The sequence below is a fragment of the Arthrobacter sp. H-02-3 genome (assembly GCF_003097355.1).
GTDB lineage: Bacteria > Actinomycetota > Actinomycetes > Actinomycetales > Micrococcaceae > Arthrobacter > Arthrobacter humicola.
Window position 1 is genome coordinate 188547 of record NZ_PYUI01000004.1, and the last position, 22771, is coordinate 211317.

Below are 22771 nucleotides of genomic sequence, written 5' to 3' on the forward strand. Positions count from 1 at the left end.
GCCGGCACGGTCCGGGCAACTGCCCGGACGGCTGACGCCGGCACGCTCCGGGCAGCTGTCCCGGGCAAGCAGAGGACGGCAGGAAGAACCGGCGATGGAAAGCCTGACTGAGACCGCCCCGCTGATCGAGCGATCGGCGCTGGTCAAGGACCTGGTGCGTTGCCTGCGCGACGACACCAGGTCAGGTGCACTCGTGGTCGGCGGGGCCGGGACGGGCAAGACCGCCATCGTAAAGGCCGTCATCCGCGAACTCGGTCCCCGCAGTCACATTATCCGGCTAACGGCCACCCCGGCTCTGGCCGCCGTTCCCTTTGGCGCCCTGGCGCCGTACCTGTCCCGGCTTCCCGACCGTGAACTCGACTCCTATGCCGCTGTCGTGGAGGCGATGGCGGGCAGCCTGAAGTCGGAAGCGGAACGCCCTCTGTTCGTCGTCGACGACGCGCATTGCCTCGACCACGGGACTGTCCGGCAGCTGGCGCAGGCCGCTGCCACCGGCGCCGCAGGTATCCTGGTGGCATGCCGGCCCGGGCCGATGATCCCGGAAGAATTCCTGTCCTTGTGGGACGACGGAATCATTGCCAAATTCGATCTTTCCCCGCTCAGCCGGACCGGAACACACCAGCTGTGCGAACAGGTCCTGCGGGCCGACGTCTCCCCGTGGGTCAGCGCGCTGTTTCATGATGCGGCAGACGGGAACCCCCTCATGCTGATGTCCCTGATTCAGCATGCCCGTAGCAGCGGCGCACTGGGTTTCCGGCACGGCGTATGGTTCCTCCTGGCCAACCCGGACATGGCCCAGGTGCCCGCCGCCGATGTCGTTGACCGGCAGCTGCGCTCCATGACGCCGGAGGAGAAGACCGCAGCCACGATCGTTGCCCTGGCCGGACCGCTCTCCCTGGCCCAGATCCTGCGGATCAGCGGTCCGAAAGCCGTCGATGCGTTGGACACGGCAGGAATCATCGCTGTCTCAGCCGGGCACGACCGGCTGGTACGGCCCGCGAGTCCGATTGTCGGCGAGATCATCCGGCACCGGGTCCCGGCCGGCCGCAGTTCGGCCCTGCGCTCAAGCGTGCTGTCGTTTCCCTCGGCGCGGGCCGCCGTGCCGGGAGCGGCCCTGAACCGGTTGCGGTGGTCCTTGGACTGCGGCGTGGAGATCCCTCCGGTCCAGCTGCTGCACGCCGCTGTCGCCGCGAACACGGCCCTGGATCCTGTGACTGCCGCCCGGGCTGCCGGGGCCATCCGGGACGTCCGGTTCCTCTCCGAAGCGCGTATCCAGCTGGCGTATTCGAACTACATCCTCGGGCACCCCGAGGCCGCCGTTGCATCCCTGGAGTCCGCGCAGCCGCTACGCGCCGGACGGTCGTCCTATCTGGCCGCCCTGCTCGCGGCCCGGATCGGGTCCGCGACGCCGGCCCGGAGACTGCCCGCCGACGCGGGGAACCCGCCCCCGGGCTCTGTTCTGGCCCTTGAACCGCTGTCCGCTGGGGAACCGCTGTCCGCTGGGGAACCGCTGTCCGCTGGGGAACCGCTGTCCGCTGGGGAACCGCTGTCCGCTGGGGAACCGCTGTCCGCTGGGGAACCGCCGTCCGCTGTGGATTCGTCGGCCGTGGATTCGCTGGCGCTGCCAGCCGTGCCGTCGACGCAGCCTTCGATGCTCGATCCGGAGGAACAGCTCCGGGACGGGGCCGCCGCCGCCGGACTGGCCGCAGAACTGATGAGCCGCACGTGGGACAGCCGCTTCCTGGGAGCCGGAACCGGGTTGCGCGAACTCATTGAATCGGCTGGCACCAATCCCGAAATCCTTGTCCCGGCAGTTTCCCGCCTCGCCGAACTCCTAACGGCTCAGGGCCGCCTGCGGACAGGACTTCGCCTGGACGGCGAGGCATGGAACGGCGCCCGCAGCGCAAGCGTGGCGCTGCCCCTGGTGTATGAGGACCTTGTAGTACGCCACTGCCTCAACCTGATCCGGGCAGGGGACTGGGACGGACTGGGACAGGTCCTGGACGATTACGCGGCCCGTGAGCCCGGACGGCTGCTCTACAGCGGCGGCATGCTCCACCTCATGCGGGGGTATTCGAGGCTTCGCCAGGGCAGGATGCGCGAAAGCCTCGCCGAGGTGCGGCTCGGCGTGGAAGAACTCACCATAGCCGACCCCCTCAACCTCCTGCCCTTTGCCCATGCCGTCGCAGCCTACGCGGCTGCAGCCGTCGGACGCCACCGTGAGGCCGGCCAGCATTCGCTGGCCTACCGGCTTTCGGATTACCGGGAACCGACAACCCTTCGCCTAATGGCGGAAGCGTACTGCCTGGCGGCGGACCCCGGAGACGGGCCGGACGGGAACAGTGCCCGGGCCCTGGCCCGGCTGGCGGATGAGGCGCTGCGCGAGGGTCTGCGGGGCGTTGAAACCGATATCAGGCGGCTCGCGTTCCGCAGCGGCGACACCTCGGGAGCCGAAGCCCTCGCGCTCAGCAGCAGCGCAGTCGAAGGCCCGGAGGCGCGCCTGCTGGAGTCCTATGCGCGAGCGGTTTCGGCCTGCGACGCTGCCGACCTCATTGGCATCAGCGACGATGCGCTCAACGGCGGCCACGGGCTCCTGGCCCTTGAAGCCGCCCAGCAGGCGGAGCGGATCCTGGCCGACGATCCGGACCGGTGGAGGCTTACCGCAGTCCAGCGCAGGGTCCATCACCGCCTCGTCGAGGCCGGGATGTCGGCGCAGCTGGAGCTTGTCCATAACGATCATGGCGCCGCGCTGACCCCCCGGGAGGCCGAAGTTCTGGAACTGGTGTCCGGCGGTGCCACGAACGGCGAGATCGCCGCCGCCCTGTGTGTGTCGCAGCGGACCGTGGAGGGTCACCTGTCCCGGATCTTCGCCAAGCTCGGCGTCGGCCGGCGCGCGGACCTCCTGGACCTCGGCACGCCTCACCCCTGACACTGCACTCCCTGGCTCCCGTCACCTCTGACCGGCCCGCTGACGCCTCTGACCGGCCCTCGTGAGGCCATGACGGTCTGCCGCGCCCTCAGGCCCACCCCCTCCGGCACTTGCGCCCACACCTGGGCCCCCGGCTGCGCGGGCGGCCGCGTACAGCACGGGTGGCCCGGAGTGCCGGCGGGAGTATCCCCAAGTAGTGCGGCCGCAAACTGGCCGACAGAAGTCGGGTAAACGCTACTCGTGTGTAGATCCGGTCCTGGCGATTGACTTAAGTCAGTCCCACGAACAACTCACAAAGGTCTCAAAATGAGGAACTTCAGGGCGGTAATCGACCGCGGGTATGACCTGCAGGAAAGTGTGGCCTCAAAATCCATCTTGCTTGCTGGAGCAGCCACTGCCACCATTAGAGGTGGTCGTGCCATTACCTCCCTACACCGAACTCCTTCATTGGAATCGTACGGTGCCTTCACCGGCAGCCGTGCGCCAAGGTCGGAGCCGGCGGCGTCAGAGCCTTCTGAGACCGAGGCTCTCCCCCCAGCCGCCGCCGGCTCCCTTAACCGGTCTGCACCCGGGTCCGCGCCGCTGAGAAACGCGGACCCGGCATGAGCGCCGTCGATGAGCGCCGCCGGGGATACCGGTCACGGGGGAGCCGCCTGACGCGCCGGACCCAGCCGGTCCTGGCTTCGAGCGCCGGACCGCTCGGCCAGCCCTGGGCCGCCGCCGATGCAGGCCGCAGCCAGAACGCTCCGGCCGCGCTGGCGGACGCGGAGCTGGTGGACTCGGGCAAGTCCTGGGCCAAACGCTACCGCCGCTGGCTCCGCATCACGGACGCCGCCATCGTTGCGATCGCCGTCGCCGCCGCCTACGCCTTCCACTTCGAGGAAGGCGGACCTGTTTTGTCACGCGGCGGAGCGGGCGGGTCGTACCTCGCCGTCAGCATTGCCTTCGTCGTGGCCTGGGTCCTGGCGCTCGAAGTGCACCGCACCCGTGAGGAGACCGTCCTCGGCATCGGCTCCGAGGAATACAAGCGGGTCCTCGACGCCACCCTGGGCGTCTTCGGCGGCATCGCCATCATCGTGATCGTCGCGGGCATCGATGTGGTCCGCAGCCACTTTGCCCTCGCGCTTCCGGCCGGTGCCCTGCTGCTGCTGATCAACCGGTGGCAGTGGCGCGGCTGGCTGAACCGCCAGAGACTCTTCGGCCACTACCTGTCCAAGGTGATCGTCGTCGGGGAACCGTCGGACGTCGAGTACGTGATCCGGCAGTTCGGCAAGGTCTCCGGTGCCGCCTACGAGGTCGTGGGGGCAGCCCTGCCCGCCGGCTACACCGAAAGCCACGTGCAAATTTCCGCCCAGAGGGTTCCTGTCCTGTGCGACGTCGACTCGGTCGCGGAGAAGGTCGCCGAAACAGGCGCGAACGCCGTGGTGGTGGCGGGACGGCTCCAGGGCGGTACCCGGTCCATCCGGCAGCTGGGGTGGGCCCTGGAAGGCACCCGCGCCGGCCTCGTACTGGCCTCGAGCCTGACCGACGTCGCCGGTCCCCGGATTCATTGGCGTCCCGTTGAGGGACTGCCCCTCATGCACGTGGAACTGCCCCGGTTCACCGGCGGCAAGCACACGCTCAAACGGCTCGTGGACATCGTGGCATCCGCCGCGGCCCTCCTGATCCTCTCACCCCTGCTCGGCGCCCTGGCCTGGATCATTGTCCGCGACAGCAAAGGACCGGTGTTCTTCCGCCAGGAGCGGGTCGGCCGCAACGGCAAGCGGTTCAAGATGGTCAAGTTCCGTTCCATGGTCACTACCGCCGAACAGGACCTGGCGGCACTGCGGGACCTCAACGAGGGAGCGGGGCTGCTGTTCAAGCTCAAGAACGATCCCCGGATCACCACCTGCGGCCGCTGGCTCCGGAAGTACTCGCTGGACGAGCTGCCGCAGTTCTGGAACGTCCTGAGGGGGGACATGAGCCTGGTCGGGCCGCGGCCTCAGCTTCCGTGCGAAGTCGAGGGGTATGAGGGGGACGTGAGCCGGCGGCTGCTGATCAAGCCGGGCATCACGGGTCTGTGGCAAATCAACGGCCGGTCCAACCTGGGCTGGGACGAGAGCGTCCGATGGGACCTCTACTACGTGGAGAACTGGTCTTTGACCGGCGACATCATGATCCTGTGGCGAACGTTCAGGGTCATTCTTCATCCGGTGGGGGCCTATTAGACGAACTAAACGCCGGTACTGGGCCGGCGTCGAACGGGAAGGTAGCAGTACACAATGGGTCTCAAAATTGGATATGCCCCGGGGGCGTTCGATCTCTTCCACATCGGGCATCTCAACATCCTCAAGCACGCCAAAAGCCAATGCGATTACCTGATTGCGGGAGTCGTGTCCGATGAAATCCTCGAGCAGGTCAAGGGCAGGTTGCCCTTCGTCCCCCTCGCCGAGAGGATGGAGATCGTCGGCAGCATCGGCTACGTGGACAAGGTCTTCGCCGAAGTCGTCCCGGACAAGCTCCAGGTTTGGGAGGAACTTCGTTTCAACGTCTTCTTCAAGGGCGACGACTGGAAGGGCACCCCCCAGGGCGAACGGCTGCAAGCGGCCTTTAGCGCCGTCGGCGTCGAGGTGGTCTATTTCCCCTACACCGTCCACACCTCCAGCTCGGCCCTGCGCAGGGCACTGGAACTGATCAATCAGTCCGCAACGCCGTCGCAGCTGCGGCATGGAGCACGGCGGTGAGCGGGCTACACGTGGCCATGGTCGGGACGCGTGGCGTCCCCGCCCGCTACGGCGGCTTCGAAACCGCGATCGAGGAAGTCGGCCGGCGCCTGGTGGAACGCGGACACCGCATTACCGTGTACTGCCGGGACCGGGGCGAGGGAACGGACAAGCCCACCGAGCACCTGGGCATGGAGCTTGTCCACCTGCCGGCGATGCACAGGCGGTCCCTGGAGACGTTGAGCCACACCGGTCTCTCCGTCGCGCATCTGCTCCGGCACCAGCCGGACGCGGCAATCCTCTTCAACGCCGCCAACGCACCCTACCTGCCGGCCTTCCGGATGGCGGGCATCCCGGTGGCCACGCACGTCGACGGGCTGGAGTGGAAGCGCGCCAAGTGGGGCAAGGGCGGCCAGAAGTACTACCGGACGGTCGAACGGCTCGCCGTCAGGATGTCTGACGCGCTGATCGCCGACGCCGTCGGGATCCAGGACTACTACCGGCAGAGATTCGACGCCGACACCGTCTATCTCGCGTACGGCGCACCGTTGCTGGCCAAAGGCAGCGCGGAGAAGCTCGCGGCACTGGACCTCACGCCGCAGGGCTACCACCTGGTGGTGGCCCGGTTCGAGCCGGAGAACCACGTCCACCTGGTCGTCGACGGGTTCGTCCGCAGCGGATCGACGCTGCCGCTGATCGTGGTGGGTTCGGCCCCGTATTCGAACCGCTACACGAGTGCCGTCCACGACCTCGCGGACGCCAGGGTGCGCTTCATCGGCGGGATCTGGGACCAGGAACTGCTGGACCAGCTGTATGCCAACGCCCTGGTGTACTGGCACGGCCACTCGGTCGGCGGCACCAATCCCTCGCTCCTTCGCGCCATCGGCGCAGGAACGGCGACCAACGCGTTCGACGTCGGGTTCAACCGTGAGGTCCTGGAAGGCTCCGGCCGGTATTTTTCGGACCCCCAGGACGTCGCCGAGCTGGTTGCGGACGCCGAGGGCCCCCACTCCGATGTGGCCGCGCGGGGACAACAAGCGCGGCTGATCGCGCACCGCTTCAACTGGGACCTGGTCGCGGACGGCTACGAGGAGCTCTGCCGTGACCTCGCGCGCCTGCGGGTCCCTTCGTCCCGCGGCGCCTACCGGCTCCCGGCGTCAGCCCAGCAAAGCATAGGGGCCGGCCAGTGACTGCCATCGATCCGCACGTCGACCGTGCTGCCGCCGGGTACTGGGAGACGGTCAGGACCCTGGCTGCCGGCCAGAAGACGGCCGCGCGCAGCGCCCCGGCCTATTCGCGCTACATCAACCGGCGGCTGGGGCGGCTCCTGGCTGCGGCCGCGCTGCGGGCAGGGCTGAGCCCGAACGCGGTGACGGGCATCAGTGCGGTCTTCACCTTCACCGGGATCGCCCTCCTGATGGTCTTTCCGCCATCGGGCGCGCTGGGCATCGGAGTGGCGCTTTGCCTCGTGGCCGGCTACGCCTTTGATTCGGCTGACGGCCAGGTGGCCCGGATGCAGGGCGGCGGCTCGCCCGCGGGGGAGTGGCTGGACCACATGGTCGACGCCGTCAAGACCACCATGATGCCGCTGGCGCTCGCCGTCGGGCTCTACCGCTTTGGCGCCGTCGAACCCTGGTGGCTCCTGGTTCCCTTGGGCGCCGCGGTGGTGTCCTCGGTCCTGTTCTTCGGAATGATCCTGACCGAACAACTGCGGCGCCAGGCCGGACGGGCGTCCGTGGCGGACCCCGGCGGCCGCTCCTGGATCCGTTCGCTGCTCGTGATCCCGATGGACTACGGCGTCCTGTGCTTGTCCTTCCTCAGCTACGGCGTGCTGCCCGTCTTCGTCACCGTCTACACCCTGATCTTCGCTGCCACGGCGGCGTTCCTGGCGCTGGCGTCAGTGAAGTGGTTCCGTGAACTCGCCGCCGCCCAGCCGGTTTCCCGGCCTGCGCCCGAGCAGCCCGTTACGAAGGGAGCCCGGCCATGAACAAGCCGGCCAACACCCCCGCGGACGCGCCGAAGACCACCCGCCGCGCGCGCCTGGTGGCGACGTCCCTCGGGGTCTGTGCACTGCTGGCGATCGGCGGCGTCGCCTGGGCTTCAGGACTGAGCTATTCCGCCGGAAGCGGAGCGTCGCCGGGAGCCCGGCCCGGCACCACGGCCGGCACTCCCGCCGCTGGATCCCCGGACCCGGCTGCCGCTTCGGGCGCACCGGCCGCCGGCGCACCGGCTGCCGGTTCAGGTGCACCAGCCACGGCGCCGACCCCGTCCGGGCCGCCGGAGGTCAACCCCGCTCCCGTGAACCGGAGCGGCAAATCGGACCAGGAGCTCGCCGCCATCGCGCAACCCACCGCCGCCCCGGTGGAACTGACGGCCAAGAAAGCGGTCAAAGCCGGCGTGTCGGCGACCATCACGGACATGACGGCCGTCCAGGGCGTGGCCACCGGCATCGGCGAAGTGGCCGGGCCCGCCGTGCGGTTCAAAGTCACGGTGGTCAACGGCACCGCGGCGCCGATCTCACTCGACCGGGCGCTGGTGGATCTCAGCTACGGCAAGGACGACTCACCGGCGAGCCAGCTCAGCGGACCGGACCCTGTGGCCTTCCCGGCAAGCCTTGCGCCGGGCGCCACCGGCGCCGGGGTGTTCATCTTCGCTGTCCCGCTCGACGCACGGGACACCGTCAAGATCCACTTCAACCTGGAAGCCGAGACGCCCATCGCCACGTTTGCCGGCCGCGCCCCGTCCGGGAACGCTCCGTGACGCCGGCACCCGGCGGGCTGCCCGCGACGGCTCACCGCCGTATCGTCCGGCGGGCACGCAAGGCAGCCAAACGGGTGCGGGCCGCGTGCGCCCTGGCCTACCTGCGGGGGCGCAATCTTCTGGCACGGGGGCCCCTCACGGGGTCCGCCGGCGTCGTGGTGTCCCTGACCAGCCATGGCGACCGGATCCGCACGGTGGCGTTCGGGATCGAATCGATTGCCCGGGGCACGGTCCGGCCGGAACGCCTCATCCTGTGGCTGGATTCGCCTGAGGATATCCAGGGCTGCCCGGCGTCGCTGCGCCGCCTCGAACGCCGGGGCCTGGAAATCCGGGCAGCGTCCAACGACGGGCCGTCCACCTTCGGCCCGCACACCAAGTACTACCCCTACGTCTCGTCCGTGCCGCGGCATACCGTGCCGCTCGTGACGGCCGACGACGACATCCTCTACCCGCCGACGTGGCTGGCGTTGCTGGTGGACGCCGGCGAGCGCCACCCGGATACGGTGAGCGCTCACTGGGTCAGCATCATGGGGACCGCGGGGGACACGGTGGCCGGCTACGCGACCTGGGCGCGGGCCCGGGACACCGCCGTACGCGCGGCGAACTTCGCCGTCGGCGTGTCCGGGGTCCTCTACCCGCCGGCGATGCTGGAAGAACTGCGGCTGCGAGGGGAGGGCTTCCTGCAGTCCTGCCCGCGCGCCGATGACATCTGGCTCAAGTGGGTGGCGCAGCGCGCCGGCATTCCGGTCCGCCAGATCGGGCCCGTGCCCCGGCACTTCCCGATCATTCCTGGCAGCCAGGGCCAGGCGCTCATGAGAACGAATGTAGGAGAGAACCACAACGATCACTGCATCCGCGGCCTCTTTTCGGCCGGGGATGTGGCGGCGCTGGGTGCCAGCGCGGCCAGTCATCAACTGAACTAAGGGGACAAGACAATGCTCAGGAACGCAACGCTGGGGAGCGCTCGGGGGAGAGGGGCAAGGCCGCCCGCCGGCCCGGCACCGATGCCGGCAACCGCCACAACCACGACTGCCCGCATCACCGCCTTTTACACCACCGTGGGGACTGCTGCGAAAAAGACGCTGGCACTGCTGCTGGCCGCCGCGCTGGCCCTGTCGCTGGGACTCATCGGAAGCCAGTCCGCCGCGGCAGACACCGCTCCCGCGGATCCGGCCAGCCCGGCCACCCCTGTCACGGTGTCCGCCGACGGCCTGCCTACCGCCCAGATCAACGGCGTCGCCTGGACTCAGGTGATCATCGGCAACACGGTGTTCGTTGGCGGTAATTTCACCGAGGCCCGGCCCGCCGGTGCCGCCGCAGGCACAGGAACGGTCCCCCGGAACAACATCCTGGCCTACAACCTCACCACCGGAGAGTTGCTGACCACCTTCACCCCCAGCTTCAACGGGGAGGTCACGGCCCTTGCAGCGTCCCCCGACGGGTCGCGGTTGTATGTCGGCGGGGCGTTTACTGCCTATAACGGCTCCACTGTGTGGCGGGCCGTCGCCCTGAACCCCGCCAACGGTGCCCTGATCACCAGCTTCCTGCCGCGCATGTCAGCGTCGGTCCGCTCGATTGTGGCAACCTCCACCACCGTGTACCTCGGCGGCCTCTTCAACGCCGTCGGCTCCGTCACCCGGGACAAGCTCGCCGCGGTCAGCGCCTCCAACGCCGCGCTCCTGCCGTGGAACCCGGTGGCCTCCGGCGGCCGGGTCAACGCGATGACTCTTTCCCCGGACGGCGCCAGCATGGTGGTGGGCGGGGCGTTCACGTCCATCAACGGCTCCAGCAACCCCGGGTACGGCGTGGCCAAGGTGGACACGTCCCTCGGCGCGGTCCTTCCCTTCAAAATCAACAACATCGCCCGCAACGGCGGCACCACCGGCGCCATCACCACCCTCGCCTCCGACGGCGTCAACGTCTACGGCGCCGGCTACACCTTCGGCCGCAGCAGCACGCTGGAGGGCATGTTCTCCGTCACATGGGCGGACGACTCCACCAACTGGCTCGAGGACTGCCACGGGGACACCTATTCGATCCAGCCGCTCGGCGACGCGATCTACCTGGCCGGCCACGCACACTTCTGCGGCAATATCGGTGCCTTCCCGCAGGCCGAACCCTGGCAGTTCAACCGCGGCATCGCCTTCAGCAAGAAGGCCACCGGGACGGTGACCGCCGAAAGCCACGGCTACACCGATTTCGCCGGGAACCCGTCGCCGTCACTGCTGACCTGGTTCCCGATCCTGGACGCCGGGACCTTCACGGGCCAGGACCAGGGTGCGTGGACGGTCTCCGGCAACAACGACTACATCGTGATGGCCGGGGAGTTCACCACCATCAACAACCAGCCGCAGCAGGGGCTCACCCGCTTCCCGCGGACCGGCCTCTCGCCGAACCTGCGCGGACCGCGCCTGAGCGGCGTGAACTCCAACCCGACGCTCTCCAGCCCCGCGGCCGGTACCGTGCGGGTCCGCTGGCAGGCGAACTGGGACCAGGACAATGAGAACCTCACCTACGAGGTGCGCCGCAACGGCGCCGTCATCTCCACCGTCAAGCAGGCCTCCACCTTCTGGAAGCGGCCCGGCATGACGTTCCTGGACACCGGCCTGACCGCCGGCCAGAGCTACGGCTACCGCATCTACGCCCGGGACGCCTTCGGCAATGAGTCCCGCAGCGAAACCGTCACCATCACGGTTCCAGGGTCCGTCACAGCACCGGGAAGCTACGCCCAGCAGGTCCTGGCCGACAAGCCCGGCAACTACTGGCGCCTCGGCGAAACCGGCGGGGCCACCGGCGTGGACCTCGCGGGCAAGGACGACCTCATCGTCCGGCCCGGCGTCAGCTTCGGCGCCGCGGGCGCGGTGACCGCGGATTCCGACACGGCCGCCACCTTCAACGCCACTACTGACGGAGTCGCCGCCAGCCCGACACTGTCCCTCCGCCCGCAGGTCTTCAGCACCGAGGCCTGGTTCCGGACCAACACCACCCAGGGCGGCGAGATCATCGGCTACGGCAATTCGCAGACAGGCGTTTCGGCCGACTTCGACCGGAACGTCTACATGGACAACAACGGCCGGATCTACTTCGGCGTCCGCCCCACCGGCTCCAGCGGAACCGGCGCCCGGATCACCGTCAACACCACCAAGTCGTTCAACGACAACCAGTGGCACCACGTCGTGGCGACCCTTGGCCCCAACGGGATGCAACTGTTCCTCGACGGCGTCGTATTGGCCGGGCGGACCGACACCACATCCGCGTGGCCGATCGACGGCTTCTGGCGCATCGGCGGCGACAACCTGACCAGCTGGCCCAACCGTCCGACGAGCCGGTACCTGAACGGCCAGATCGACGACGTCGCCATCTACCCGACCGTACTGCCGCTGTCCCGGGTGCAGGCCCACTTCGTGGCCTCCGGCCGCACCGTCAACGCCCCGCCCGCGCCTCCGGTGGCCGGGTTCACGTCAACGGTCAACGGACTCACGGCGTCGGTGGACGGCACCACGTCCTCGGACGCCAACGGTCCCATCGCCGCCTACGCCTGGGACTTCGGCGACGGCGGAACCGGCACGGGGCTCACGGCGCAGCACCCATACGCGGCAGGCGGCACATACACGGTCCGGCTGACGGTGACGGACAACACCGGCAACACCGCCAGCGTCGTGCATACCGTGACCGTGGTGGCCCCGCCGGCCAACGTGGCCCCGACGGCGGCGTTCACTTCCACGGCCAGCAACCTCGCCGTCGCCTTCAACGGGTCCGGGTCCGCGGACCCGGACGGGACCGTCACCAGCTACGCCTGGGACTTCGGTGACGCCAGCACCGGAACCGGGGCAACGGCGTCGCACACCTACGCCAATGCCGGCAGCTACACCGTGAGCCTCACAGTAACCGACGACGACGGTGCCACCGGCACCGCGAGCCGGACGGTCAGCGTCACGGCCCCGGCATCCAACACGGTCGTCGCCGCGGACGCCTTCGGACGGACCGTCACCGGAGGCTTCGGCACGGCGGATACCGGAGGGGTTTGGACGGTCTCAGGAGGCAGCACCAGCTTCGCCGTGAACAACGGCTCCGGTGCTGTGACCCTCGGCGCCGCCGGAGCCAGCCGCAGCGCGTTCCTGAACTCGGTGTCCACGGCAGCGTTCGACGGAACCGTCACGGTCTCCGCCGACAAGATCGCCGACGGCGGCGGAATGTTCGCCTCCCTCCTGGGCCGGCGGGCGAACAACAACGACTACCGGGCCAAGGTCAAGGTCGGCAGCAACGGTGCCGTGTCGCTGTACCTCACCCGGGTCATCAACAATGCCGAGACGACCATTGCCGGGCCCCTGGCGATTGCCGGACTGACCATGGCCGCCAATGACCCCCTGATGATCCGGCTCAGCCTTTCGGGCACGGCGCCGACGGCGCTCAGCGCGAAGGTCTGGCGGGCATCGGCGGCCGAACCGGCGGCCTGGCAGCTGAGCGCGAGCGACTCGACGCCGGAGCTCCAAGTGGCCGGCGGGGCCGGTCTGGTGGGCTACCTGTCCGGTTCGTCCACCAATTTCCCGGTGGTGTTGCGGTTCGACACCCTCGCCGTGAAGATCCCGTAGGCCCGGGGACCTGGGGGAGGCCATGACGATGCTGAAGTCACGGCAAGGGGCCGCCGGCGGCCGCCGGGCACCGCACCGGCTGCTGGACAAGGTTGTGGCGGCCCTCGCGGCTTCAGCGCTCGCATTCTCCCTGGGGCTTGCGGCAGTGGCTCCGGCGGCGGCGGACAGCGCCCCGCCGGAGCCGGCCAGCCCCGCCACCCCGGCCACGGTGACGGCGGATGCCCTGCCGACGGTCCAGATCGACGGCGTCGTCTGGCAACAGGTGGTGGTCGGCAACACCGTCTACGCAGCCGGAAGCTTCGGCACGGCCCGGCCGGCGGGCTCCCCTGCAGGGAGCAACACCGTGATCCGCCGCAACATCCTGGCCTACAACCTCACCACCGGTGAACTGCTTCCGTTTGCCCCGGTACTGAACGCCCAGGCTTACAGCATCGCCGCGTCCCCGGACGGTTCGCGGATCTATGTGGGCGGTGACTTCACTTCCGTCAACGGGACGAGCGTCTGGCGGGTCGCCGCGCTCGATCCGGGCACGGGAGCGCTCATTCCCTCCTTCCTGCCCAAGGTCGCCGCCAGTGTCCGGGCGATCGTGCCGACCGCCGGCACCGTGTACCTTGGCGGGCTCTTCACCGCCGTAGGTTCCGTGGCGCGCAGCAGGCTGGCCGCCTTCCAGACCGCCAACGGGGCGCTCACGGCCTGGGCTCCCTCGGCCGAAGCAGGCCGGGTCAATGCCCTGGCCCTGTCGCCGGACGGCACCCGCATGGTGGTCGGCGGCGCGTTCACCACACTCAACGGCTCCGCCAACCCGGGCTACGGGCTCGCCGCGGTGGACACGGTCAACGGGGGTCTGCTGCCCTGGGCCGTCAACGACCGCGTGCGCGACGCCGGAGTCAACTCCGCCATCACCAGCCTGAGCGGGGACGCCGACAACGTCTACGCGACCGGCTACGTCTTCGGCACCGGCGGCAACCTCGAAGGAACGGTCGCGGCCGGCTGGAACGGCGGCCCGATCACCTGGCTGGAGGACTGCCACGGTGACACCTACGCCGTCTACCCGGCCGCCGACGTCATCTACAAAGTGGGCCACGCCCACTACTGCGGGAACGTCGGCGGCTACCCGCAGACCGAGCCGTGGAGCTTCCAACGCGCCCTGGCCTTCAGCAAAACCGCCACCGGCACCATCAACCGGGACCCGCTCGGCTACCCCAACTGGGCAGCACTGCCCTCGCCCTCCCTGCTCAACTGGTTCCCCACCCTCGACACCGGAACCTATACCGGCCAGAACCAGGGGGCCTGGGCGGTCACGGGCAACAGCCAGTACGTGGTCCTGGGCGGCGAATTCACCACCGTCAACGGCACACGCCAGCAGGGCCTCGTCCGCTTCACCGTCCGGGACTTGGCCCCCAACACCCGCGGCCCGGTCCTCAGCGGGGCCCGCAGCATCCCGAGCCTCAGCTCTCCCGCAGCAGGGACGGTGCGCATCCGCTGGCAGGCCAACTATGACCAGGACAACGTCCGGCTCACCTACCGCGTCATCCGCGACGGCGTCACCGCCGCCCCCGCCTACACCGTCACGCAGGACAGCACCTTCTGGCAGCGGCCCGGCATGAGCTACCTCGACTCCGGGTTGGTGCCCGGCCAGACCTACAGGTACCGGATCTTCGTCACCGACCCGCTGGGCAACGAGTCCCGCTCCGACACCGTCTCGATCACCGCCGCGGCCTCCACCCCGGCCAGCAGCTACGCCGACGCCGTCCAAGCCGACCACCCGGGGAACTTCTGGCGCTTCAACGACGCCACGGGACCCACCCTGGTGGATTCGGCCGGCGCCGAGGACCTCGCCGCCGGCACCGGTGCCGGGCTGCGGGCCGACGGCGCCGTGGCAGAAGCGACGGGCGCCGGGACCTTTGACGGCACCGTCAACGGCGTCGCCGCCGACACCGGGTTCCAGCGGGCGCCGGATGTCTTTACCGCCGAGGCCTGGGTCCGCACGGCCACCACCGCGGGCGGGAAGATCATCGGATTCGGCAACGTTGCCAGCGGCACGTCCCGGGTCACCGACCGCAACGTCTACATGGACGACGCCGGACGCATCTACTTCGGCCTGTGGAACGGAGCCGTCCGCACCGTCAACAGCGGCACCGGGTTCAACGACGGCCAATGGCACCAGGTCATCGCCACCCTCAGCGGCGGCGGCATGTTCCTCTACATCGACGGCGCCCGGGCGGCCTTCCGTACCGACGTCACCTCCGGCCGCGTCTTTGACGGATACTGGCGGATCGGCTCAGACCTCGTGGGCACCTGGCCCAGCCAGCCCAGCAGCGGCAGCCTCAAAGGTGACATCGACGAAGTGGCACTCTATCCCGCGGCCCTCGGCCTCCAGCAGGTCCAGACCCACTACCGCGCTTCCGGGCGCACGCTCGCCACCCCGGCGACACCCCCCACGGCGGCCTTCGCCTCCTCCATCACCTACCTGACCCTCAGCGCCGACGCCTCCGGTTCCTCGGACCCGAACGGCCCCATCGCGTCCTACAGTTGGGCGTACGGCGACGGAAGCACCGGCACGGGCGTCACCACCCAGCACGTGTATACGGCGGCCGGTTCCTACACTGTCCGCCTGACCGTCACGGACGGCGACGGCAACTCCGCGAGCACCACCCGCACCGTCACGGCCACGGCCCCGCCGGGCAACCAGCCGCCCGTGGCCGCGTTCACGTCCACCACCAGCCAGCTCACGGCGACCGTGGACGCGTCCACCTCGACCGACCCCGACGGCACCATCGCCTCCTACGCCTGGGACTTCGGCGACTCATCCACGGGAACCGGGAAAACCGCATCCCACGCCTACACCGGCGGCGGGACCTACACCATCACCCTGACCGTCACCGACACCATCGGAGCCGTCAGCACCAGCACCGCACAGGTCTCGGTCCAGCCGAACCAGCCGCCGTCCGCCCAGTTCACGGCGACGGTCACCAACCTCACGGCAGCCTTCGACGCCGGCGCCTCCACTGATCCCGACGGAACCGTCGCCTCCTACGCGTGGGACTTCGGCGACGCATCCGCTGGAACCGGCGCCGCGCCGTCGCACACCTACGCCGCGGCCGGCAGCTACGCCGTTTCCCTAACGGTGCTGGACAACAACGGCGCCGCCGGTACCGTCACGAAGACGGTCACAGTGACTGCCCCGCCGCCGAACTCGGTCATCGCGGCCGATACCTTCGGGCGGACCACGGCCCAAGGCTGGGGCATGGCGGACACCGGCGGGGCCTGGACCGTCAACGGCACCGCGGGCAACTTTGCCGTCGGCTCCGGTGTTGGGTCCATGACGCTGGCAACGGCCGGTGTCCAGCGCCTCGCCTACCTCTCCGGGGTCTCCGCCCCGGCCGCGGACCTCCAGGTCAAGGCCTCGACGGACAAGATCGCCAGCGGCGGCGGCATGTTCCTGGGCATCATCGGGCGGAAGGCAGGGGCGGACGAGTACCGGGCCAAACTCAAGATCTCTTCGACCGGGAGCACCACCCTCTACCTGACGAAGCTCGTGGGCGGTGCAGAAACCACCCTGCAGTCCGTCACGGTGCCCGGCCTGACCGTCGCCGCCGGCGACCAGCTCCGGCTGCGGATGACGGTGACAGGTACCGCGCCGGCCGCTCTTCAGGCGAAAGTCTGGCGGGACGGTGCCCCCGAACCCGCAACGTGGCTCGTGACAGCCGGCGACGCCTCGGCCTCGCTCCAGACTGCCGGCTCGGTGGGGCTGATGTCGTTCCTGTGGAGCACCGCGGCCAACGCGCCGGTGCAGGCAAGGTTTGATGAGTTCAATGTGCGGCTCAACTGAGGGGCACGCCGGCTCTAAGGAGGCGAAACCCTTAAGGCCAGAGGAAGGGGTCATGCCATGACCTGGCGAAGAGAATCGGACGCCGGAACCGCCACGGAGACCGGCGCCGGCGGCAGCGGCGGTGCGCCGCGGGCCCATCCGGCCTCCCGCCGCGCCGCCGCCCTGGCCCTTTCCCTGGCTCTCGCCCTGGCCCTCTTCCTCGCCGCGGCGCTCGCGGGGGCACCCGGCGGCGTCACGGATTCCGCACCCCTGGACCCCGCCGACCCCAAGACCCCGGTGACCGTCACGGCGGACAGCCTGCCCACCGCCCAGCATGACGGCGTCGCGTGGCAATCGACCGTGATCGGGAACACGGTCTACGTGGTCGGCCAGTTCAGCAACGCCCGCCCCTACGGCGCCGCGCCCGGGACGCAACTGACCGCCCGGCCCAACATCCTGGCCTTCGACATCACCACGGGGCGGCTCATCACCGGCTTCGCGCCCGTCCTGAATGCCCAGGCGCTCGCCGTGGCGGCGTCGCCGGACGGATCGCGGTTGTACATCGGCGGGGATTTCACGTCGGTCAACGGCGTGCAGCGGTGGCGGGTCGCCGCCCTGGATCCCGTGTCGGGGAGCCTGATCGGGTCGTTTGCGCCGAGGATGAACGCCAGCGTCCGGGCCATCACGGCCTCGGCCGGGACCGTGTGGATGGGCGGCACCTTCACGGGCGTCGGGTCCGCTGCCCGCTCCCGGCTCGCTGCCGTCAGCGCCGCGAACGGTGCGCTGCTGGCGTGGGCGCCGGTTGCCGCAAGCGGCAAGGTCAACGCCCTGGCCCTTTCTCCCGAAGGCACGCGGGTGGTGGCCGGCGGGGCGTTCACCACGTTGAACAACTCCTCCCGCCCGGGCTACGGGCTCGGCATGGTTGACGCCGTCACCGGCGCCAACCTGCCCCTGCCGGCCAACGACGTCGTCCGCGATGCCGGAACGGACTCTGCGGTGCTGTCGCTGTCCACGGACGGCACCAGCTTCTATGGCACCGGCTACATCTACGGCACGGGCGGCAACCTGGAAGGCGCTTTCGCGGCCAACTGGTCGGACGGGCGGATCAAGTGGGTGGAGGACTGCCACGGCGATTCGTATGGCGCCTTTGCCACCGATACCGCGGTCTATGTCGCCGGCCACCCGCACTACTGCGGCAACCTGGGGGGATTTCCCGAAGTCACCCCGCGCGTCTGGCACCGGGCGGTCTCCTTCGGCAAGGCGGCAACCGGGACGCTCGTGAAGGATCCGCTCGGCTACCCGTCGTTCACCGGGCAGCCCGCACCGTCGCTGTTGAACTGGTTCCCGGACATGGATACCGGAACGGTCAGCGGCCAAAGCCAGGGCCCCTGGGCCGTGACCGGCAACAACACCTATGTGGTGATGGTGGGGGAGTTCCGCAACGTCAACCAGCAGCCGCAACAGGGCCTGGCCCGGTTTGCGCGCCGGGAGGCGGCGCCCAACCTGCAGGGCCCGCGCGTCACCGGGGCCGCGTTCGTGCCCACCCTCTCAAGCCCCGGCGCGGGGCAGGTCAGGGTGCAGTGGCAGGCCAACTGGGACCGCGACAACTCGAACCTCAGCTACAGCATCCTGCGCGACGGAAATCCCGTCCCGGTCCAGACCGTCTCGGCGCAGTCCACCTTCTGGCAGCGCCCGGACCTGGCGTTCACCGACGCCGGCCTTGCTGCCGGCCAGCACAGCTACAGGATCTCCGTCCGTGACCCGCTGGGGAACACCGTCACGGGAGACAGCCGCAGCATCACCATCGCAGGCTCCACCGGCACCCCGCCGACGGCCGCGTTCACGGCCGGCACCGCCGGGCTGACGGTCAACGTCGACGCGGCGGCGTCGACGGACCCCGACGGCACCATCACGGGCTACTCGTGGGCGTTCGGCGACGGCGGCACCGGCACCGGCGTCACGGCGTCGCACGGCTACGCGGCCGCCGGAACCTACACGGTCACGCTGAGCGTGACCGACAACAGCGGCGCCACCGGCTCCACAAGCCAGGCCATCACCGTCACCTCCGGCGGGGTCCTGGCCCAGGACGCCTTTGCCCGCACGCTGGCCACCGGCTGGGGAACGGCGGATGCCGGCGGAGCGTGGTCGCTGAACGGCTCGGCGTCGTATTTCTCGGTCAGCTCAGGGCAAGGTGCCATGAGCCTGGCCGCAGGCCGGGGTCCGTCCGCTTTCCTGCCGTCGGTTTCGACCGCCGCGAGCAACTCGCTCGTGACGGTGTCGCTGGACAAGATCGGCAACGGAGGAGGCTCCTACCTCGGGGTGACCGGCCGTCGCGTGGGCACGTCCGAATACCGCGGCAAGGTCAAGGTGGCGGCCAACGGGGTGAGTACCCTCCAGCTGACCCGGCTCTCCGGCGGCGCGGAGACCGTGCTCGGGCAGTTCACGCCGGGAATCACGCTGACGGCCGGACAGCAGCTGCAGCTGCGGGTGGAGGTCACCGGGACCGCGCCCACCACCCTCCGGGCGAAGACATGGCGGACGGGATCCCCGGAACCCGGAACCTGGAGCGTCACGGCCACCGACGCCACCGCCGGCATGCAGGACGCGGGATCCGTCGGGCTGCTGGCCTACCTGTCCGGTTCCGCGACCAACGCCCCGGTGCTGGCACGGTTCGACAACCTCGATGTGCGGTCCGGCTGAGGAGACAGGGAGATATGGGACCAGGAAGACCGGGAATGGGACGCCGTCACCGGGATATCACTCCAGGAATGACGACGCCGAGCGAAGGAGGACACTGATGTCCTGGAAAGTTGGGGGAGCGCCCGCGCTTCATCGCGGAGGACGGCCCGGGAGCAGTCACCGCTTCCGTCGTTGGCGTAACCGGCTGCCGGCCGCTGCCCGGGCCTGGAAGGCGGGTGCCGGCGCCGTGCTGGTCACGGCATTGGTCCTCGCGGCCGCCCCGGGCGCCGCCGCGGACTCGGCGCCCGCCGACCCCGGCCTTCCCTCGAGTCCTGTGACGGTCACGGCGGATTCGCTGCCGACAGTCCAGATTGACGGGGTGGTGTGGCAGCAGGCCGTCATCGGCGACACGGTGTACGCCGTGGGCAAATTCAGTGCTGCCCGGCCCGCCGGGGCACCGGCCGGGACGCAGACGACGCCGCGGAAGAACATCCTGGCCTTCAGCCTGAGTACGGGCAAGCTCATCACCACGTTCACGGCATCCCTGAACGCCCAGGGCCTTGCGGTGGCCGCGTCCCCGGACCGCAAGAGGCTCTATGTGGGTGGCGATTTCACCCAGGTCAACGGCCACGCTGTACGCAAGGTGGTGGCCCTGGACGCTGCGACCGGGGCCGTGATCCCCGGCTGGGCCCCGCCGATGTCCGGGTCAGTCCGGGCGATCGTGGCCACCCCGGACACCGTCTACCTGGGCGGCGCCTTCACCACGGTCGGGTCCGCCTCGAGGTCGCGGCTGGCGGCGGTCCGTGCTTCCGACGGCGCCCTGCTGGCTTGGCAGCCCGCGGCCCACGGCGGACGGGTCAATGCCCTCGTGCTCGCCCCTGACCGCAGCAAGATCGTCGTCGGCGGTGCTTTCACCACGCTGAACGGCAGCAGCGACCCGGGCTTTGGCCTCGGCGCCGTGGACGCGGTCAGCGGAAGGAACCTGGCCACCCCGGCCAACAAGCTCGTGCGCAACGCCGGCACCTACGCGGCCGTCACCTCGCTCTCGAGCGACGGGACCAGCTGGTACGGGACGGCGTTCCTCCTGGTCTCCGGCGGCGGCACCGGAAATCTTGAGGGGTCCTTTGCCGCGAACTGGCAGGACCTCGCCATCACGTGGATTGATGACTGCCGCGGCGACTCGCACAGCATCTTTGCCAGCAGCACCGCCGTCTACAAGGCGGGGCACTCGCACGACTGCGGGAAGATCGACGGCTTCCCGGAATCCGACCCACGCTCCTGGCACCGCGCGCTCGCCTACAGCAAGGCGGCCGCGGGGACCTTGACCCGGCCCAGTTCACGGCTTCCAAGCTTCCTCGGCCAGCCCATGCCAACGCTGCTGGTGTGGTTCCCGGACCTGGACACCGGTACGGCTACCGGCCAGAACCAGGGCCCGTGGACCGTTGCGGGCAACGATCAGTACGTGGTGATGGGCGGCGAGTTTCTGAACGTCAACCTGCGCGGGCAGCAGGGCCTGGCACGATTCGCCGTGAGCAGCCTCGCCCCCAATAGGGAGGGGCCGCGGTCCTCCGCCGCGTCCACCCAACCTGTGCTGGCTTCGCCGTCGACCGGCACGATCTCCATCAACTGGCAAGCCAACTGGGACCGTGACAGCTCCAGGCTGACCTACAAGTTGTACCGGGACGGGAAGATCATCAGTACCCGGACAGTCTCGTCCAGGTTCTGGTACCGGCCTTCGATGCAGTTCCTCGACTCCGTGGCGGCCGGAACCACCCACGACTACAAACTCGTGGCCAACGATGCCTTCGGCAACGCCATGACGTCGCCGACCGTGAGCCTGAAAGCCAAATGACAGGCACGCCACATGGCAGACAAACAGGGCCGGATCCGTCACGGATCCGGCCCCGCACCTGCACGTTAGTAGTTGTAGCGGATGCCGCCGGTCTTGCCTTCCACCAAGAGGGCCTGGGTGTCGGCCCAGTGGTTGCTCGTGGTCAGGCCACCCACGGTGCTGGCAGCGCGGCTGATGACCCGGATCGGATACTTCGAGCCGTTGCCGAAGTCGAACTGATTGCGGCCGAGCTTGTTGTTCGAGACCGTGACGGTGATCTTGGAGTACTTGCCGTTGTCAATGTTGATCGACGTCTGGCCGTCGTCCACCCAGTTTTTGTCGACCACCACATTGGCGAGTTGGGCAACATTCTGCTGCAGCATGATGCCTGTTCCGGCGTGGGTGCCTCGGGGATTCGGCGCGCTGCCCGTGCCCGGCTTGGAGTTGGCCACGATGTTGTTGCCGACGATCCGGATGTTCTGGCCGCCCTGGACCTGGATGCCGTCATTGTGCGTGCCGTCGCTGTGCGCGGGGTCGTAGGACCAGTACGTCAGTCCGTGGATGTAGTTGCCTTCGGCCGTCACGTTGGCGGTAACGGGGCCGCCGGGGCGGTTGAAGATGCCGAGCCCGTCGTTGGAGCCCTGGATGTGGTTCCGCCGGGCCGTGTAGTCGTGGCCGACGATCCCGTCGCGGTAATAGGATGGCCTGTCCGGGACGATGGTGCTGTCCTGGACCACGAGGTTGACGACGGCGGCGCTGGTGGCGTCGACAACTCCGGTATTGGACTTCGGGATCGCCTTGCCGCCGTGCAGCCGGCTGTTCTTGATGACCACGTTCTTGGCCCGGACCTTGATGTCGCCGTAGATGTCCAGCCCGTTCAGGACGGTGCCGTCCGTGGTGATGACAAGGTCCGCGCCCGAGGTGTTGTAGGCCTTCAGGGCCGTTCCGGCCGGAACGCCGGTGGTGGACGCGCTCGGCTGGTACGAACCGAGGGTCAGCGCGGCGGGCGCGAGTGCGGGCGCAGCCTGGACAGCCGGAGCGGCGGTCAGGGCGAGGGCAGTGATTGTCACCGCCGCAGCACCTGCGGCATACGTTGCGCGGATGTTTTTGCGCTGGATCTTTTTCGAGCCAATGGCCATCGTGTCATACCTCTATTGTCTTGCTCTCCGGGCACGGGGGATCGAACGGACATAGCGGAACTGGCGGGAGGCCCTCGGGCCTGTCTGCCGGCGGCGTGCAGGCCGCGCCGGTATGTTGCTTCGTGCATTGTCAGCGCGAGGGGTGTTCTTGGGGCCCAGGGTGACGTGGGACCTGGGCGAGGCGTGGGCGGACCCGCGGCACTCGCGACTGACTTCCCGGGCGGTATCCCCGACCCCGGCTTCTGAGCCAACACGCTAGCCGAGCTCCTGTGACGTTGCAAATTGATAACGTCCCCTCATGGCGCATTCCAACTTGATCACGCCCTGG

12 protein-coding genes are annotated in these 22771 nt (G+C 69.2%); 11 read left to right on the top strand and 1 reads right to left on the bottom strand.

Going from position 1 to position 22771, the window contains the following annotated elements; genetic code table 11:
• Positions 1-94: 94 nt before the first annotated feature.
• From C9424_RS06355 to C9424_RS06405, 11 genes are all read left to right on the top strand, one after another.
• Positions 95-2929 (top strand): LuxR C-terminal-related transcriptional regulator, encoded by a 2835-nt coding sequence (locus C9424_RS06355; RefSeq protein WP_116766046.1) that lies wholly within the window; start codon positions 95-97, stop codon positions 2927-2929.
• 602 nt (positions 2930-3531) lie between these two features.
• Positions 3532-5136: a sugar transferase gene (locus C9424_RS06360; protein WP_116766047.1), complete on the top strand. Its 1605-nt coding sequence runs from the start codon at positions 3532-3534 to the stop codon at positions 5134-5136.
• 54 nt (positions 5137-5190) lie between these two features.
• On the top strand, positions 5191-5652 hold the full coding sequence (locus C9424_RS06365; RefSeq protein WP_116766048.1) for an adenylyltransferase/cytidyltransferase family protein: 462 nt from the start codon (positions 5191-5193) through the stop codon (positions 5650-5652).
• Between the two features lie 17 nt (positions 5653-5669).
• Positions 5670-6821 carry a DUF1972 domain-containing protein gene (locus C9424_RS06370; protein WP_116766049.1) on the top strand — a complete coding sequence of 384 codons (1152 nt, stop codon included), beginning with the start codon at positions 5670-5672 and terminating at the stop codon, positions 6819-6821.
• Complete coding sequence (locus C9424_RS06375; RefSeq protein ID WP_116766050.1) at positions 6818-7618, top strand: CDP-alcohol phosphatidyltransferase family protein; 801 nt, start codon at positions 6818-6820, stop codon at positions 7616-7618. Before C9424_RS06370 ends, C9424_RS06375 begins: the two co-directional genes overlap by 4 nt.
• Positions 7615-8391: a hypothetical protein gene (locus tag C9424_RS06380; RefSeq protein WP_116766051.1), complete on the top strand. Its 777-nt coding sequence runs from the start codon at positions 7615-7617 to the stop codon at positions 8389-8391. Before C9424_RS06375 ends, C9424_RS06380 begins: the two co-directional genes overlap by 4 nt.
• Positions 8388-9314 (top strand): glycosyltransferase, encoded by a 927-nt coding sequence (locus C9424_RS06385; RefSeq protein ID WP_116766052.1) that lies wholly within the window; start codon positions 8388-8390, stop codon positions 9312-9314. The genes C9424_RS06380 and C9424_RS06385 overlap by 4 nt, the downstream gene beginning before the upstream one ends.
• A gap of 81 nt (positions 9315-9395) precedes the next feature.
• Positions 9396-12983: a PKD domain-containing protein gene (locus tag C9424_RS06390; protein WP_116766053.1), complete on the top strand. Its 3588-nt coding sequence runs from the start codon at positions 9396-9398 to the stop codon at positions 12981-12983.
• 22 nt (positions 12984-13005) lie between these two features.
• Positions 13006-16815 (top strand): PKD domain-containing protein, encoded by a 3810-nt coding sequence (locus C9424_RS06395; protein ID WP_237563322.1) that lies wholly within the window; start codon positions 13006-13008, stop codon positions 16813-16815.
• 57 nt (positions 16816-16872) lie between these two features.
• A complete protein-coding gene (locus tag C9424_RS06400; RefSeq protein ID WP_116766054.1) occupies positions 16873-19494 on the top strand; it encodes a PKD domain-containing protein in 2622 nt (873 codons plus the stop codon).
• A gap of 97 nt (positions 19495-19591) precedes the next feature.
• Positions 19592-21325, top strand: coding sequence for a hypothetical protein (locus C9424_RS06405; RefSeq protein WP_133247484.1), 1734 nt, complete (start codon positions 19592-19594; stop codon positions 21323-21325).
• 65 nt (positions 21326-21390) lie between these two features.
• On the opposite strand, the gene C9424_RS06410 is transcribed toward C9424_RS06405, so the two are convergent.
• Positions 21391-22443 carry a right-handed parallel beta-helix repeat-containing protein gene (locus C9424_RS06410; RefSeq protein WP_116766056.1) on the bottom strand — a complete coding sequence of 351 codons (1053 nt, stop codon included), beginning with the start codon at positions 22441-22443 and terminating at the stop codon, positions 21391-21393.
• Positions 22444-22771 lie beyond the last annotated feature (328 nt).

Bases quoted from the DNA above. Each gene is read 5' to 3' on its own strand.
- C9424_RS06355 (WP_116766046.1), top strand. From the start codon at position 95: ATGGAAAGCCTGACTGAGACCGCCCCGCTGATCGAGCGATCGGCGCTG.
- C9424_RS06410 (WP_116766056.1), bottom strand. From the start codon at position 22,443: ATGGCCATTGGCTCGAAAAAGATCCAGCGCAAAAACATCCGCGCAACG.
- C9424_RS06370 (WP_116766049.1), top strand. From the start codon at position 5,670: ATGGTCGGGACGCGTGGCGTCCCCGCCCGCTACGGCGGCTTCGAAACC.
- C9424_RS06395 (WP_237563322.1), top strand. From the start codon at position 13,006: ATGACGATGCTGAAGTCACGGCAAGGGGCCGCCGGCGGCCGCCGGGCA.
- C9424_RS06360 (WP_116766047.1), top strand. From the start codon at position 3,532: ATGAGCGCCGTCGATGAGCGCCGCCGGGGATACCGGTCACGGGGGAGC.
- C9424_RS06405 (WP_133247484.1), top strand. From the start codon at position 19,592: ATGTCCTGGAAAGTTGGGGGAGCGCCCGCGCTTCATCGCGGAGGACGG.
- C9424_RS06380 (WP_116766051.1), top strand. From the start codon at position 7,615: ATGAACAAGCCGGCCAACACCCCCGCGGACGCGCCGAAGACCACCCGC.
- C9424_RS06365 (WP_116766048.1), top strand. From the start codon at position 5,191: ATGGGTCTCAAAATTGGATATGCCCCGGGGGCGTTCGATCTCTTCCAC.
- C9424_RS06400 (WP_116766054.1), top strand. From the start codon at position 16,873: ATGACCTGGCGAAGAGAATCGGACGCCGGAACCGCCACGGAGACCGGC.
- C9424_RS06390 (WP_116766053.1), top strand. From the start codon at position 9,396: ATGCCGGCAACCGCCACAACCACGACTGCCCGCATCACCGCCTTTTAC.